Here is a 14,967-nt window from a genome sequence, read left to right as displayed (position 1 = left end):
CCTTCGTCGCGCAGTCGGGACTTCCGGCCCCGGTCGCGCACCCGGACCGTGCCCTATGGTGCCTAGCACCCGCACCGCGGCGAGGCACCGCCGCACGACGAGAGGGAGCGCGATGGCAGATCTCGAGGCAGTCATGGACGAAGCCGGGCTGACGAACCCGAAGGTCCGAGAGTTCGTGAAGGAGTACGCCGAGCTCACCGGCGCCGAGCACATCGAGGTGGTCAACGCCTCCGACGACGCGCGCCTGCTCGAGGAGTCCGTCGCCGCCGGCGAGCTGCAGATGGCCGGAGAGGGCCGCTACTACTCCCGCAGCTACTACAAGGACACCGCGCGCTCCGAGGAGCGCACCATCGTCGCGACGAGCAACGAGTCCGACCGCGGCGTCTACAACAACTGGCGGCCGGCCTCGGAGATGAAGCCGATGCTCCACGACCGGATGCGCGGCGCGTCCGAGGGCAAGACGATGTACGTCATCCCCTACCTGATGGCGCCTCCCGGCAACGAGCTCGCGCCGTGGGCTGCCGGGGTCGAGCTCACCGACACGCGCACCGTCGTCCTCCACATGATCCGCATGGCGCGCGTCGGCGTGCAGTTCGTCAACGACCTCGAGGACCCGGACTCGTTCGTCCGGGCCGTCCACGTCACGGGCGACCTCGAGCACCTCGGCCAGGGCACGGCCGACGACCAGCGCTACTTCGTCACGGTCGCCGACGAGCGCACCATCCTGCACTTCGGGTCGTCGTACGGCGGCAACGCGCTGCTCGGCAAGATCGCGCACGGCCTGCGCCAGGGCGCGTACGACGGCTGGGCCAGCCGGAAGTTCCTCGCCGAGCAGTACATGCTCATCGGCATCCACGACAAGGAGACCGGGCGGACCTACCACGTCTGCGGCGGCTTCCCGAGCGCCTCGGGCAAGACCAACCTCGCGATGATGGCCGCCCCCGACGCCCTCGGTGACCGCTACCACGTGTCGTTCTACGGCGACGACATCGCGTGGCTGTGGGTCGACGAGGAGTCGGGTCGGCTCATGGGCATGAACCCGGAGTACGGCGTCTTCGGCGTCGCCAAGGACACCAACGAGACGACCAACCCCAACGCCCTCCACTCGATCGGCGAGGGCTCGCGGGCGATCTTCACCAACGTCGCCTACAACCCGGGCACCGGAGAGGTGTGGTGGGAGGGCAAGACGAAGAAGCCGCCGGCCGACGTCCGCGGCTGGCTCGACTGGACGGGCTCGCCGCTGGCCGACCGGAAGGACAACGACACCGCGGCCTGGGCCCACCCCAACAGCCGCTTCACCACCACGCTGGCCAACGTGCCCAACATCGCGCCCGACTACGACGCCGCGGAGGGCGTGCCGATCGACGCGATCATCTTCGGCGGTCGCACCAGCGACCGCGAGCCGCTGATCCGCGCGATCACCGACCTCGCCGAGGGCGTCTACGACGGCCTGACGCTGGGCGCCGAGGCCACCTTCGCCGCCGAGGGCGTCGACGGCCAGCTGCGCTACGACCCGATGTCCAACCGCCCGTTCATGGCCTACGGCGAGGGCGACTACGCGCGCCACTACCTCGACATCGTGGGTGCGGCGAAGGACCAGCCGATCTTCGCCCACGTCAACTGGTTCCAGAAGGACCCCGACGACGGCCACTTCCTGTGGCCCGGCTACCGCGACAACCTGCGCCCGCTGCTGTGGCTGCTGCAGCTCAGGAACGGGGAGGTAGAGGGTCGGCGCACGGCTGTCGGCATCCTGCCGACGCAGGAGGAGCTCGACCTCGCCGGGATGGACGTCCCGGCCGCCGACCTGGAGCGGATCCTGTCGATCGACAAGGAGCGGTGGCAGCAGGAGATGGGCTTCCGCGAGGAGCACCTGTCCCAGTTCGACCGGATGCCCGAGGAGATCTGGGAGGCCCACAGGCGGGTCGCCGCAGACCTCGACTCCACGGACTGAGCCTCACGTCGTCGCACGCGCCACTAGGGTGGTGCCGTGCGACGACGTGTCTCGGGAACCGCCGCGCCGGGGTCGTCCTCCGACCTCAGGCGGGGTGGCCCTGCCCTGGCCGTGCCCTTCGGAATCGTGGCAGCGCTCGGCCTCGTCACGGTGCTGCTGCCGCCCTACGAGCGGCCCTGGTGGGTGGCGGGCCTCGCAGCGGTCGTGCTGGCGCTGGTCGTCGCGCTCTTCGTCGTCAGCCGCCGCCAGCAGGAGCGCACCTGGCTCGAGCCGCTGCCGGCGTACCTGCTCTTCCTCTACGCCGCCCTCGTCAACGATGCAGCCGGGGCGGGGAGCGGCGGCTCGTCGTCGGGCCTGACCGTCCTCGTCCTCCTCCCGATCCTCTGGATCGCGATCACGGGCACCCCGCGACAGCTCTGGCTCGCCAGCGGGCTGGCGGTCGCGACCCTGGTCGTGCCAGTGGTGGTGATCGGACCGCCCGAGTACACCCTCGGTGACTGGCGCCGGGCCCTCATGTGGGGCGCCGTCGCGGTCGTCATCGCGCCCGTCCTGCAGCGGATCGTGCGCGACCTCGAGCGGCAGAGCCGGCGCGCGCGGGTGTCCAACGAGCGGGTGGAGAAGCTCTTCGACGACGCCCCGCACGGGGTGGCGCTCCTCGACCCGTCCGGCTCCATCATCCGCGTCAACATCTCGATGGCCGTCCTGGTCGGCCTCGATCCGCCCGACATGGTCGGCCACCGCCTCGCCGACTTCGAGACCCCCGGCGAGACCCGCATCGAGGACCACCTCGGGCGGCTGATGCTCTACCGCGGCGAGTCCCTCCAGTCGGAGTGCAACTTCCGTGACTCCGGCGGCAACGACGTCCACGTGTCGCTGAGCAGCACCGTCGTCGGCGACGCGCAGATGGGCGAGATCGTGATGGTCAACGTCGTCGACATCTCCGACCGGCGGCGCTACCTCGACCGCCTCGCCCACCTGGCGGACCACGACGTCCTCACCGGCCTCGCCAACCGCCGCCGCTTCGAGAACGAGCTCGACCGTCACCTCGACCGGTGCCGGCGCCACGGTCCCACCGGCGCGCTGCTGCTGCTCGACCTCGACAACTTCAAGCAGGTCAACGACACCCTCGGCCACAACGCCGGCGACCAGCTCCTCGTCACCATCGCCGGACTGCTCCGTCGCTCGATCCGCAGCACCGACGTGGTCGCCCGGCTCGGCGGCGACGAGTTCGCGATCCTGCTCACCGACTGCGAGCAGGCCGACGCCGCCCGCGTCGCCGGTCTGGTCGTCGACCGGATCGCCACCCACGCCGCGACCCTCGACGGGGTCGCGCGCCGCGTGACCGCCAGCGTCGGGGCAGTGACCTTCCGGGCGGCCGCCGAGCACGCGGCGGACGTGCTCGCCCTCGCCGACATGACGATGTACGACGCCAAGGAGGCCGGGCGCAACCAGGTGGTCGTGCTGTCCGAGGGTGACGAGCGCGGCCCCCGCACCGCCGCCCGCCTGCAGTGGCAGAGCCGGATCGAGGCGGCGCTCGCCGAGGACCGCTTCGAGCTGCACCTGCAGCCCATCGTGGACATCGGGACCGGGCGGATCAGCTCGGCCGAGGTGCTGCTGCGGCTGCGCGACGAGGGCGAGCTGGTCCCGCCGTCCCGCTTCGTCTACATCGCTGAGCGGGTCGGCCTGATGCCGCAGGTCGACGCCTGGGTCGTCGACAAGAGCCTGGAGCTGCTGGCCCGGATGCGTCGCGACCACGACCCGTCGTTCGAGTTCGAGGTCAACCTGTCGGGCCACTCCATCGGCAACCCCGACATCGAGCGCGCGATCGTGGGTTCGCTCGCGACCCACGGGGTCGACCCGTCGGCCCTCATCCTCGAGATCACCGAGACCGCGGCGGTCGCCGATGTGGCGCTGGCCAGGACCTTCGCCGAGCGGATGACCGAGCTCGGCTGCGCCTTCGCGCTCGACGACTTCGGTGCCGGGTTCGGCTCGTTCTACTACCTCAAGCACCTGTTCTTCGACTACGTGAAGATCGACGGCGAGTTCGTGGCGCACGTGCACGAGTCGGCGGTCGACCGCACGATCATGCGCTCGATCGTCGGCATCGCGCGTGACCTGGGCAAGCGGACGGTCGCCGAGTTCGTCTCCGAGCCGGAGATCCTCGAGGTGTGCCGCGAGGAGGGCGTCGACTTCGCGCAGGGCTACCTGATCGGGAAGCCTGTGCCCTTCGACCAGTTCGTCCGCGACTTCATGCCATCCGCCATCGGATCGGCCCCGAACGACTGAACGGTGCGGGCCGTGCGCGCCCGCGAGACGGAGAGAAGGAGATCCCGGACAGATGCAGTGGCTGCAACGGTCGGTGGGACTGGCGATCATCGGCTCGGCGACGCTGGGAGCGGCCGCCCTCTGGGTGGCGGTCGCGTCGGGCGACCCCGAGGCGGGTCGCGCCCCCGACGAAGGACTGCTCTTCGGCATCTGGCAGGTCTTCTACGACACCGAGATGCCGTCCCCGCGGGTGCTGCTGGCCGCCGTGGGCGTCGCCCTGTTGCTCGCTGCGGCTGTCGCCGGCATCGAGCGGCGGCTCCTCACGCGCGCGCGTCGCAGTGAGGACGGCGACCACATGCCCCTCGCGCCCAAGCTCGTGATGACCGAGACCCGCGGTGAGTACGCCGGACCGGTGACCATCACCGTCCTCATCCCGGCGCACAACGAGGAGGGCTGCATCGCCGAGACCCTGGCCTCGCTGCAGTCGCAGTCGCTTCCCCCCGCCCGCATCGTGGTCGTCGCGGACAACTGCAGCGACGGGACGATCCCGCTGGCCCGCGCCGCGGGCGTCGACGTCTTCGAGACCGTCGACAACAAGCACAAGAAGGCCGGCGGCCTCAACCAGGCGCTCGCCGAGGTCCTTCCCGGTCAGGGCGACAACGACTGCGTGATGATCATGGACGCCGACACCACGCTCGACGCCGGCTTCCTCGAGGGCGCCGCCCAGCGGCTCACCAACGACCGCGCACTGATGGCGGTCGGCGGGCTGTTCTACGGGGAGGACGGCTTCGGCCTGATCGGCCAGTTCCAGCGCAACGAGTACACCCGCTACCAGCGCGACCTGCGCCGGCGTCGGGGCCGCGTGTTCGTGCTGACCGGCACCGCGTCGGTGTTCCGGCCTCGCGCGCTGCGCGCGGTCGCCGAGGAACGCGGCAAGATCCTCCCCGGCGTCCCCGGCGACGTCTACGACACCGTCGCGCTGACCGAGGACAACGAGCTCACGATCGCGCTCAAGACGCTGGGCGCCCTGATGATCTCGCCGAGCGAGTGCACGGTGGTCACCGAGGTGATGCCTAACTGGCGCGGCCTCTGGGCCCAGCGGCTGCGCTGGCAGCGCGGGGCCCTGGAGAACCTCGGCGCCTACGGCCTGCGCCCGCAGACGTTCCGCTACTGGATGCAGCAGCTCGGCATCGGCTACGGCGTCATCGCCCTCGGCGCCTACCTCGCGCTCATCATCCTGATGGTGCTTGCCACCTCGAACTGGGTGTGGTTCCCGTTCTGGATCGGCATCGGCCTCGTCTTCACCCTCGAGCGCGTCGTGACCGTGTGGCGCGGCGGCTGGAAGGCCCGCCTGCTGGGGCTCTCGCTGTTCCCCGAGCTCTTCTACGCGATGTTCCTCAACGTGGTCTACCTCAAGGGCATCTGGGACCTGTCGCTGGCCAAGCAGGCGGACTGGAAGCACGTCGTCCAGACCAGCTCCAGCTCCCACTCCGGGGCCGGCTCGCGGGCGGAGGGCTGAGATGACGATCCCGACCGCCGTCGTGCCGATGGGCATCCTGCTCCCCGACAGCATCCTGCGCAACGACTTCATCGCCGTGCTGGCGGCCTTCGTCGCCATCAACACGATCGTCTACGTGACGCTCGCGGTGGCGAAGATCCTGCCCAAGTTCTACCTCCGCGACTGGCTCGCGGCCAGCAACCGGCGTGCCGAGACCCGCAGCATCCACCCCGACGCCGCCGTCGGCGGACCGACCGGAGGAACGCTGAAGGACCGGCTCGCCCAGCCACACCGGCGTACGCGGGAGTAGCGAGACCCAGGTCACAGGTCTGTGATCGATCCAATATGTGCGCCGATTCACGAGCGCTAGCGTCCGCGACAAGTCGCCGACAACGAGGCCGCGCGAACCACCCGCGACGCAAGCTGTGAGGAACCGGCATGACCGCAACGATCGACACGCAGACGACGCCAGACACGACTCCGCAGACCACGCACGCAGGCATCCTCGCCTGGGTCACCGAGGTGGCCGAGCTGACCCAGCCCGACGCCATCCAGTGGTGCACCGGCTCGGACGAGGAGTGGGCACAGCTCACCGCCTCGCTCGAGGCGACGGGCACGTTCACCCGCCTCAACCCCGACGTGATGCCCAACTCCTTCCACGCGGCCTCCGACCCCACCGACGTGGCCCGCGTCGAGGACCGCACCTACATCTGCTCGGTCGACGAGCGCGACGCCGGCCCCACCAACAACTGGATGGACCCGGAGCAGATGAAGGAGCTCATGCGCGGGCTCTACGCCGGCTGCATGCGGGGCCGCACGATGTACGTCATCCCCTTCGTCATGGGCCACCTCGACGCCGAGCACCCGATGTTCGGCATCGAGGTCACCGACTCGGCCTACGTCACGGTCTCCATGCGCGTGATGGCCCGCATGGGCACCGACGTGCTGCGCCGCATCGAGGAGCTCGAGGCCGCGGGCGAGTCCCCGCAGTGGGTCCCGGCGCTCCACTCCGTCGGCATGCCGCTCGAGCCCGGCCAGGCCGACGTCGCGTGGCCGTGCAACGACACCAAGTACATCGTCCAGTTCCCCGAGGAGCGGATGATCTGGAGCTTCGGCTCCGGCTACGGCGGCAACGCGCTGCTCGGCAAGAAGTGCTACGCCCTGCGCATCGCGTCGGTCATGGCACGCGACGAGGGCTGGCTCGCCGAGCACATGCTGATCCTCAAGCTGACCTCGCCGCAGGGGGTCACCAAGTACGTCGCCGCGGCCTTCCCGAGCGCGTGCGGCAAGACCAACCTGGCGATGCTCAAGCCGACCATCCCCGGCTGGACGGTGGAGGCCATCGGCGACGACATCGCGTGGATGCGGATCGGCGAGGACGGCCGCCTGTGGGCCGTGAATCCCGAGTTCGGCTTCTTCGGCGTCGCGCCGGGCACCAACGAGCACACCAACCCGCACGCCATGGAGACCATCCGCAAGGGCAACTCGGTCTTCACCAACGTCGCGCTGACCCCGGACGGCAACGTCTGGTGGGAGGGCCTGGAGAACACCCCGGCCGAGGCGACCAGCTGGAAGGGCGAGCCCTGGACGCCCGACTCCGACGAGCTGTCCAGCCACGCCAACAGCCGCTACTGCACGCCCATCAAGCAGTGCTCGATCCTCGCCGACGAGTACGACGACCCGCGCGGCGTGCCGATCGACGCGATCCTCTTCGGCGGTCGTCGCAAGACCACGATCCCGCTGGTGACCGAGGCCCGCGACTGGAACCACGGCACGTTCATGGGCGCCACGCTCTCCTCGGAGACCACCGCGGCCGCGGTCGGCGCCGTGGGCGTCGTACGCCGCGACCCGATGGCGATGCTGCCGTTCATCGGCTACAACGCCGGCGACTACTTCGGTCACTGGGTCGGCATCGGCAAGGACAACGACGCCGCCAAGCTGCCGAAGATCTTCTACGTCAACTGGTTCCGCCGCGGCGACGACGGCGGCTTCCTGTGGCCCGGATTCGGCGAGAACAGCCGGGTCCTCAAGTGGGTCATCGAGCGCATCGACGGCCAGGCCGCCGCGGTCGAGACGCCGATCGGCCACGTGCCGGCGCCCGGCTCGCTCGACATCGACGGCCTCGACCTCACCGAGGACGAGCTCGCACAGGCCCTCGCGGTCGACACCGAGGAGTGGAAGGCCGAGCTGCCGCAGATCCAGGAGTGGTTCGAGAAGTTCGGCGACGACCTCCCCGCCGTGCTCTGGAGCGAGCTCGACACGCTCAGGGCGCGTCTCGACGCCTGACGCGACGACCGCGCGACACCTCGCCGACCCGCCGACCCGGACCCCCGGGGCGGCGGGTCGCTGCGCGTCGCGGGCAGGACCGTCGAGCGGCTGCTCCGGGTGCCTGCTGGGGCTGGTGTGGCACCATCCTCCCCACGGGGATGTCGGTCGAGCGGGAGTGAGCCATGCCCTTGGGGCCAGATGAGCGGATCGTCTTCGAGGAGCACGCCACGCCCCTCTACGAGGAGATCGTCACCTCCGGCGGCATCGACGCCTCCGATGCACGCATCGCCGCCCAGGGCGAGCTGCGCGCCGCCTTCGAGCTCCTCGTCGACGTCGGCCTGGTGATCCGGAGCGACGACGGCCGCTCGTGGAGCGCCGTCGACCCGGCCGCCGTCCAGGCGAGGGTGGTCGCCCCACTCGGCCAGCAGGGGGCCGAGCTGATCGCCGAGTCCGCCCACTGGGCCACCGCCTTCAGCACCCTGTCCCACGTGTGGCGCCGGTCCCCGAGCGCCGTCGGCGGCCCCTTCGCCGAGATCCGCGGGCTCGCCACGATCGGCAACTTCCTCGCCTCGCTCGTCAGCGACGCCGAGGAGGAGCTGCTGACGGCCCAGCCGCAGTACCGCCGTGGTGTCAAGCAGCTCGACGCGGGGGTCGGCGCGCGCGACATCGCCGCCCTCAAGCGGGGCGTGAAGATGCGCACCCTCTACCAGCACGCTGCTCGCCGCGGGGCCGACACCCGCAAGTACGTCGCCGCGGTGACCGCGGCCGGGGCGGAGGTGCGCACCCTCGACGAGTTCTTCAACCGCCTCATCGTCGTCGACCGGCGGGTCGCGCTCATCCCGGGTCACGAGGGCACCGACTCGGCGATGGTGATCAGCGACAAGTCGATGGTCGGCTACCTGGTCGACATGTTCGAGCGCCACTGGGAGCGGGCGCGCCCGTTCACCAGCAGCGAGACGTCGCTGGTGCGCGACATCGCCGCCGAGCAGCGGGCGATGACGATCCGGATGCTCCTCGAGGGCCGGGCCGACCCGGTCGGCGCCAAGCGCCTCGGTGTCAGCCCACGCACCTATGCCGCCTACGTCGCGGACCTGAAGAGCGAGTTCGAGGTGGAGACGAGGTTCCAGCTCGGCTACGAGATGGGCAAGCGCGGCATCTCTGGCCGGGAGACCGACGAGTCGTCGGCCTGAGACACCTGAAATGAGGGGGAGGGCAGCACCTCCGGGGAGGTGCTGCCCTCATGCCGGGACGGGCCTGTGGGGGAGGCCAGCGGACCAGAACTCGTGGGGGGTTGAGGGGTCCGTGTCCCAGCTCTTCGTTGCGTGCCCATTCTAGGCACGACTGGTCTCAGTTGCGGATGTTGATGCGCCCCCAGCTCGTGTCGACGGCCTGGGCCGGCGTGGCGCCGATGGCGGCGACTCCGAGTCCGAGAACTGCCACGAGAGCGGCGGCGGCGATACGACGTACTGGGGTCATGGGGTTTCCACCTCTTGGTCCTGTCACAGGGGATGACGCGTTCCATTGTCGCCCACCGTGCACAGCCGCGTCGCGTCCGGCGGACTGCAGTTCTGTGCATTGCAGGTTCCTGCAAATCCATGCACGGTCGGCCGGTCGGCCCCCTCGGGACGAGGGGGCCGACGCTGGCGGAGGCGGAGGGATTTGAACCCTCGATGGGGTTTTAGCCCCAAACCCGCTTAGCAGGCGGGCGCCATAGACCGGACTAGGCGACGCCTCCATGCCCGAGCACTGCCGGGCGCAGAGAAGGTTACAAGGCTCGGTGCGTGTGCGCCGAATCAGGTCACAGTTTGCGGAGACCGTGTCCGCGCTGCAGGTGGTCCTGGACGTCGCGGACGAAGGCCTCGCGGTCCACGGCCAGCATCTCGACGGGGATGGTGGTGGTCCGCCCGTCTCGCAGGCGCAGCACGAGGACCGGAGCGTCGGCGACCGTCATGGTGACGGCGTCCTCGACGTCGCGCCAGCGTCCCGACGCCGCTCCGACGCCCCGCACCCACTGGACGCGGTAGCCCTCGGCCGTCATCCGCACGACCCAGCCCCTGGTGCGCCACGCCCACCAGCACCCGACCAGCACGGCCACCGTCAGGAGGACCGGGACGAGCAGGAAGACGGTGTGCAGGTCGAGGACGGCGATGGCCAGCGTGCTCGCCAGGATGAGCACGGCCACCAGGCACAGCACCACGCCCAGCAGTCGCGCCGCGACAGCGGGGGCGAGGCGGTGCACGGTGGCGGTCTCGGTCGTCACGGCGAAGATTTCATCACGGGACTGCCGCTCCGGCGGCGTTGGGTAGAGTCCCGCGGTGTACGGCGCCCCGGCGTCGTACGAGGAGGGGTGCCGGAGCGGCCGATCGGAACCGCCTTGAAAGCGGTCGTAGGGAGACCTACCGCGGGTTCGAATCCCGCCCCCTCTGCTGAGGCTAGGCTCGCCCGGTGACGACCTGGTTCGAGTCCCCGGACGACGCGGCCGCCCGCCTGCACGCGACCGGCTACCTCACCGACGCCGCCACGGCGCTGACGGCGTACCTCGCGGGCGCGCTGGAGAAGCCGCTCCTCGTCGAGGGGCCGGCGGGGGTGGGCAAGACCGAGCTCGCCAAGGCGGTGGCCCGGGCCACGGGCGCGGAGCTGGTGCGGCTGCAGTGCTACGAGGGCCTCGACGAGGCGCGCGCCCTCTACGAGTGGAACTACAAGAAGCAGCTGCTGCGCATCCAGGCCGCGGGCGGGGACCAGTCGTGGAGCGAGACCCACGACGACATCTTCACCGAGGAGTTCCTGCTGACCCGCCCGCTCCTCGGCGCGATCAGGCGCGACGAGCCGACGGTGCTGCTGGTCGACGAGGTCGACAAGACCGACATCGAGGTCGAGGGCCTGCTGCTGGAGGTGCTCAGCGACTTCCAGGTCACCATCCCCGAGCTGGGCACGGTCACGGCCACACGTCGCCCGTTCGTGGTGCTGACGTCGAACGCGAGCCGGGAGCTGTCCGAGGCCGTCAAGCGCCGCTGCCTGTTCCTGCACCTCGACTACCCCGACGCCGAGCGGGAGCGCGCGATCGTCACGAGCCAGGTCCCACGGCTCGACGACCGGGTCGTCGCCCAGCTCGTCGACGTCGTCGTACGCCTGCGCGAGCTCGAGCTCAAGAAGGCCCCGTCCATCGCGGAGTCGGTCGACTGGGCGCGCACGCTGGTCGCGCTGCAGGTCGGCGACCTCGACGAGGCCACCGTCGCCCGCACCCTCGGGGTCGTGCTCAAGCACGCCTCCGACCAGCAGCGCGCGGCCAGGGAGCTGGAGCTGGCCGCCGCCCGATGAGCCTGCTCGACACCCACATCGGCTTCGTGGAGGCGCTGCGCTCCGCGGGCCTGTCGGTGTCGCTGGCCGAGGGCCTCGACGCGATCAGCGCGCTGGAGAAGGTGCACTGGCACGACCGCGAGACCGTCCGCGCCGCCTATGCGGCCACCCTCGTGAAGCGGCAGCCGCAGCGCGTCACCTTCGATGCGGTCTTCGACATCTGGTTCCCCCGGCTCATCGGCAGCGGTGTGGCCGGGGACGGTCTCGAGCCCGCCGCGGGCCCCCAGGACACGGGGCCGGACCTCGAGCGCTTCCGGGAGGCGCTGGCCGACGCCCTGGCGTCCGGGGACCAGCAGGCGTTGCAGGATCTTGCAGTCGAGGCGGTCGCCCGCTTCGGGGCGATGCCCGGTCGCGGGCCCGGCCTGTCCAGCTGGTCGGCCTACACCTCGCTCCAGCGGGTGTCGCCCGGTGAGCTGATGGAGCGGCTCGTGCAGGGACTGCTCGGCCAGGGGCTCGACGACGAGCAGGCCCAGCGGACGGCCGGTCGCCGGATCGGGGAGTTCACCCGCCTGGTCGAGGGTGACGCCCGTCGGCGCATCGCCGAGGAGAAGGGCCCACAGCACGTCGCCGGCGTCACCGTCCGGCCGACCATCGACCGCCTCGACTTCACCGCAGCCCGTCGCAGCGACCTCGACGAGATGCGCCGCGAGATCTATCCGCTCGCCCGTCGGCTCGCCGCGAGGCTCACCAAGGAGCAGCACGCGCGCCGACGCGGCCCCCTCGACGTACGCCGCACCATGCGCGCGTCGATCGCGACCGGCGGGGTGCCGCTGACCACCCACCACCGCCCGAAGCGCCCGCACCGCACCGACCTGGTCGTCCTCTGCGACGTCAGCGGGTCGGTGGCCAACTTCGCCCAGTTCACGCTGATGCTGGTGTTCGCGCTGCGGGAGGCGTTCAGCGGGGTGCGCGCCTTCACGTTCGTCGACGACGTCGTCGAGGTCAGCGACAGCTTCCGGCCCGGCGCGGACGTGGTCGAGGTGATGGAGTCGCTCGCCGGCCGGATCTCGCAGGCGGCGCTGTGGGGGCGCACCAACTACGGACGTGCGCTGACCCGGTTCGCCGAGGAGCACCCCGACGCCGTCGGGCCGCGCTCGTCGCTGCTGGTGCTGGGCGACGGACGCTCCAACTACAGCGACCTCGCGCTGCCGGTGCTCGGCGAGCTCGCCGGCCGGGCGCGCCACGCGTGGTGGCTCAACCCCGAGCACCCCCGCCACTGGGGGACGGGCGACAGCGCAGCCGACCGCTACGGGGAGATCGTGCCGATGGTGGAGTGCCGCAACCTGGCCCAGCTGGGCGAGTTCGTGCACGGGATCGTCTGACCTTCCCGAGCACCCCCTCGGGCGCGCGGGTCAGCCGGCGAGGAAGCCGAGGTCCTGCATCCGGCTGATCTCGGCGCGCAGCTCCGGGTGCTCGGCGCTGTCGGCGGCCCGCGCGCCGGCGACGTAGAGCTGCGAGCCCTCGGCGCCGGCCGCGTCGAAGACGACCGTGAGCCGGTTGGTCGTCGCGGCGTTGATCAGCGAGCCGAGCAGGACCACCGGGTCGGAGCGGTCCTCGAGGGACAGCACCCGGGTGGCCTCGGGGATCCGCGGGACCTGGGCGGACGGAGCACCGGCGGTCACGACCTGGTCGACCACGAAGCGCGAGGAGCGGGCGGTGGCGGCGATCTCGGCGGCGATGGTGCCGCCGCCGGCCGAACCCACGAGCATGACGCGGGCGTCGTCGTCGGTGACCGACGCCTCGATCGCCCGCACGACCTGGTTGACCGACGTGGTCGGGTCGGCGCCGACGAGGCGCAGCCGGCCGGAGTCGTGGGTGAGCGAGCCGGGGAGGTAGGCGATGTAGCGCCCCGCGCCGACCCGCTGGACGCTGATCCGCGTGTCCTCGGCGAGGAGGTTGGCCATCAGCTCCTCGAGCGACCGCGGCGCCGTGCCGGTGCTGCTGTCGACCTCGGCCTGCGGCACCTCCGCCTCCACGAAGGACCCCGCGGAGTCGCGGAAGGCCGACACCGCGTCGGTGGGGAACGGGTCCACGCCGATGGCCCGCAGCCCGCCCCGCGCCGCGTGGGCGCCCTGGTCGGAGGCGAGGACCCCGGCGGTGAGGAGCGAGCGCATGTGGAGCCCGTCGAGCAGGCCGCCGCCACCGGAGAGGTGGTCCATGAGCTCGGGGTTGTTCTCGGCGAGCTCGCTGAGGTAGGCGGTGACGTCGTCGCGGTCGAGGGTGTCGGTCTCGATGAGCCCGGCGCTCACGATCGCGCCACCCAACGCGACCTCGGGCGCGAGGTAGCCGATCGCGCGGCCGGCGATCGAGCCGAGGGTCTTGTAGGCCGCCTGCTGCAGCTCGTCGATCCAGCGGTAGGTCAGCACGGTCGCGCGTACGACGAGCGCGTCGGCGTCGAGCTCGACCGAGCGGGTCAGCAGCCCGTTCTTGCCCGTGGTGGCGGCCCGGATGTCCTCCTCGGCCTGCCCCCAGGTCGCCTTGGACAGCTCGCCGGAGTCGACGACGTCGTCGTCGGCGAGGATGTCGGCGCCGAGGCGGGCGCGGGTGCGCATCTCGTTGCCGGAGGAGTCGAAGAGGTCGGCCAGCGCCAGCATCTGGTCGTACTTGTCGGCAGCGACCGACGCCGAGGAGTCCTCCGACGGGGCGTCGTGGGCGCGGGGGATGTCGAGGTCGCTCATGCTGTGGGCTCCTCGGGGACGGTGACCTGCGCGAGCACGGGTGCCAGCTCGGTGGCCAGGTCGTCGGGGTCGACGCGGGCGACCGTGATCCGGGCGCCGTCCTCGTCGTGGCGTGGGGTCAGCGAGTGCCAGCCGTCGCGCAGCAGCACCCAGGAGACGACGCCGACGGACGTCGTGGCGCGCTCGGACACCTCGGCGGCGAGGATGCGCATGCGGCCCCGCCCCTCGGTGTGCACGGCCGACATGGCGTCGGCGGCCTCCGCTCCGCTGATCGCGTGGCCGTCGGCGAGGACGACCCCGCCGGACTGGTCGACCAGCACCGGCACCAGGTCGGAGCGGCCGGCCCGCAACGCCTCCCCGACCGAGTCGGCGAGGGCGTAGGGGACGTCGAGGTGGCCGGGCACGTGCGAGGTGCCGAGCGGGAGGTCCTCCGGCGGGGCGGTGACCCGGCCGAGCTCGGTGGTCCACTGGGCCACGGGCAGCCAGGCCAGCTCGAAGACGATGCCGTCGCAGGTCGACAGGCAGGCGACAGCGCCGCCGGCCTGGCGGTGCCAGGCCTTCACCTGGGTGGCGCCGGCGGCGACGTCGATGTCGAGCGCCAGGCGGGGGGTGGCGAGCAGCCCGACGGCACCGACGATGCCGGGGTCGGCGCCCGCTTCGGTGAGCAGGCCGCGCCGGCGCAGGGTGTCCTCCGGGTCGTGCAGGGTGCCGAGCGCGTCGGTGTAGGCGGAGTCCTCCACCGACCCGCGGCTCCGGCCCAGGCGCCCGGACAGCGAGCCCGCGTCGGCGGCCTGGTCGGCACTGCCGGGCAGGTCGAACGGCAGCGGAGCGCCGCCGGCCAGCTCGGCGACGAGGCGGAGCTCGGGGAGCGTGAGCGCGAGCCGGCGCGCCATCGCGTCGATGAAGCTCGTGGGCGGTGGCGGCGGCGTGGTCAGGTCGATGGTCACCAT

General features: G+C 71.4%; 12 protein-coding genes and 2 tRNA genes. 9 read left to right on the top strand and 5 right to left on the bottom strand.

What is annotated here, in order from left to right:
• Positions 1-112 precede the first annotated feature (112 nt).
• The 6 genes from AC3A3L_RS06950 (at position 113) to AC3A3L_RS06925 (ending at position 9,172) form a co-directional block, all read left to right on the top strand.
• Complete coding sequence (locus AC3A3L_RS06950; RefSeq protein ID WP_487639269.1) at positions 113-1,951, top strand: phosphoenolpyruvate carboxykinase (GTP); 1,839 nt, start codon at positions 113-115, stop codon at positions 1,949-1,951.
• Positions 1,952-1,987: 36 nt separating this feature from the next.
• Positions 1,988-4,237, top strand: coding sequence for a putative bifunctional diguanylate cyclase/phosphodiesterase (locus AC3A3L_RS06945; protein ID WP_487639268.1), 2,250 nt, complete (start codon positions 1,988-1,990; stop codon positions 4,235-4,237).
• A 52-nt stretch (positions 4,238-4,289) separates the two neighbouring features.
• Positions 4,290-5,735: a glycosyltransferase family 2 protein gene (locus tag AC3A3L_RS06940; RefSeq protein ID WP_487639267.1), complete on the top strand. Its 1,446-nt coding sequence runs from the start codon at positions 4,290-4,292 to the stop codon at positions 5,733-5,735.
• Between the two features lies 1 nt (position 5,736).
• Positions 5,737-6,024 (top strand): hypothetical protein, encoded by a 288-nt coding sequence (locus AC3A3L_RS06935; protein ID WP_487639266.1) that lies wholly within the window; start codon positions 5,737-5,739, stop codon positions 6,022-6,024.
• 128 nt (positions 6,025-6,152) lie between these two features.
• Complete coding sequence (locus tag AC3A3L_RS06930) at positions 6,153-8,000, top strand: phosphoenolpyruvate carboxykinase (GTP) (protein WP_487639265.1); 1,848 nt, start codon at positions 6,153-6,155, stop codon at positions 7,998-8,000.
• Between the two features lie 164 nt (positions 8,001-8,164).
• The gene (locus AC3A3L_RS06925) at positions 8,165-9,172 is read left to right on the top strand and encodes a TrmB family transcriptional regulator (protein ID WP_487639264.1); all 1,008 of its coding nucleotides are present in this window, start codon (positions 8,165-8,167) and stop codon (positions 9,170-9,172) included.
• Between the two features lie 157 nt (positions 9,173-9,329).
• Here AC3A3L_RS06925 and AC3A3L_RS06920 read toward each other — a convergent pair whose 3' ends face one another.
• The 3 genes from AC3A3L_RS06920 to AC3A3L_RS06910 form a co-directional block, all read right to left on the bottom strand.
• Positions 9,330-9,458 (bottom strand): hypothetical protein, encoded by a 129-nt coding sequence (locus AC3A3L_RS06920; protein WP_487639263.1) that lies wholly within the window; start codon positions 9,456-9,458, stop codon positions 9,330-9,332.
• Positions 9,459-9,623: 165 nt separating this feature from the next.
• A tRNA-Ser gene (locus AC3A3L_RS06915) sits at positions 9,624-9,717 on the bottom strand.
• A gap of 63 nt (positions 9,718-9,780) precedes the next feature.
• Positions 9,781-10,242, bottom strand: coding sequence for a hypothetical protein (locus AC3A3L_RS06910; protein ID WP_487639262.1), 462 nt, complete (start codon positions 10,240-10,242; stop codon positions 9,781-9,783).
• Positions 10,243-10,323: 81 nt separating this feature from the next.
• Between AC3A3L_RS06910 and AC3A3L_RS06905 the strand changes: the two genes are divergently transcribed.
• The 3 genes from AC3A3L_RS06905 to AC3A3L_RS06895 all read left to right on the top strand — a co-directional run bounded on the left by AC3A3L_RS06905 (position 10,324) and on the right by AC3A3L_RS06895 (position 12,661).
• Positions 10,324-10,408 (top strand) — tRNA-Ser (locus AC3A3L_RS06905).
• Between the two features lie 19 nt (positions 10,409-10,427).
• Entirely contained in the window at positions 10,428-11,300 is an 873-nt protein-coding gene (locus AC3A3L_RS06900) for an AAA family ATPase (RefSeq protein WP_487639261.1), read from the top strand.
• On the top strand, positions 11,297-12,661 hold the full coding sequence (locus tag AC3A3L_RS06895) for a vWA domain-containing protein (protein WP_487639260.1): 1,365 nt from the start codon (positions 11,297-11,299) through the stop codon (positions 12,659-12,661). Before AC3A3L_RS06900 ends, AC3A3L_RS06895 begins: the two co-directional genes overlap by 4 nt.
• A gap of 30 nt (positions 12,662-12,691) precedes the next feature.
• On the opposite strand, the gene AC3A3L_RS06890 is transcribed toward AC3A3L_RS06895, so the two are convergent.
• On the bottom strand, positions 12,692-14,017 hold the full coding sequence (locus tag AC3A3L_RS06890) for a hypothetical protein (RefSeq protein ID WP_487639259.1): 1,326 nt from the start codon (positions 14,015-14,017) through the stop codon (positions 12,692-12,694).
• Positions 14,014-14,967, bottom strand: coding sequence for a hypothetical protein (locus tag AC3A3L_RS06885; protein ID WP_487639258.1), 954 nt, complete (start codon positions 14,965-14,967; stop codon positions 14,014-14,016). Before AC3A3L_RS06885 ends, AC3A3L_RS06890 begins: the two co-directional genes overlap by 4 nt.

The sequence above is a fragment of the Nocardioides sp. Soil_C_8 genome (assembly GCF_057656315.1).
The sequence above is the reverse complement of the archived record's forward strand: the minus strand, read 5'-3'. Positions and strand labels throughout refer to the sequence as shown.

What these genes read in the sequence shown, in the direction of transcription:
- AC3A3L_RS06940 (WP_487639267.1), top strand. Translation starts at nt 4,290, where the DNA reads ATGCAGTGGCTGCAACGGTCGGTGGGACTGGCGATCATCGGCTCGGCG.
- AC3A3L_RS06890 (WP_487639259.1), bottom strand. Translation starts at nt 14,017, where the DNA reads ATGAGCGACCTCGACATCCCCCGCGCCCACGACGCCCCGTCGGAGGAC.
- AC3A3L_RS06920 (WP_487639263.1), bottom strand. Translation starts at nt 9,458, where the DNA reads ATGACCCCAGTACGTCGTATCGCCGCCGCCGCTCTCGTGGCAGTTCTC.
- AC3A3L_RS06950 (WP_487639269.1), top strand. Translation starts at nt 113, where the DNA reads ATGGCAGATCTCGAGGCAGTCATGGACGAAGCCGGGCTGACGAACCCG.
- AC3A3L_RS06885 (WP_487639258.1), bottom strand. Translation starts at nt 14,967, where the DNA reads ATGGTGACCATCGACCTGACCACGCCGCCGCCACCGCCCACGAGCTTC.
- AC3A3L_RS06895 (WP_487639260.1), top strand. Translation starts at nt 11,297, where the DNA reads ATGAGCCTGCTCGACACCCACATCGGCTTCGTGGAGGCGCTGCGCTCC.
- AC3A3L_RS06935 (WP_487639266.1), top strand. Translation starts at nt 5,737, where the DNA reads ATGACGATCCCGACCGCCGTCGTGCCGATGGGCATCCTGCTCCCCGAC.
- AC3A3L_RS06925 (WP_487639264.1), top strand. Translation starts at nt 8,165, where the DNA reads ATGCCCTTGGGGCCAGATGAGCGGATCGTCTTCGAGGAGCACGCCACG.
- AC3A3L_RS06930 (WP_487639265.1), top strand. Translation starts at nt 6,153, where the DNA reads ATGACCGCAACGATCGACACGCAGACGACGCCAGACACGACTCCGCAG.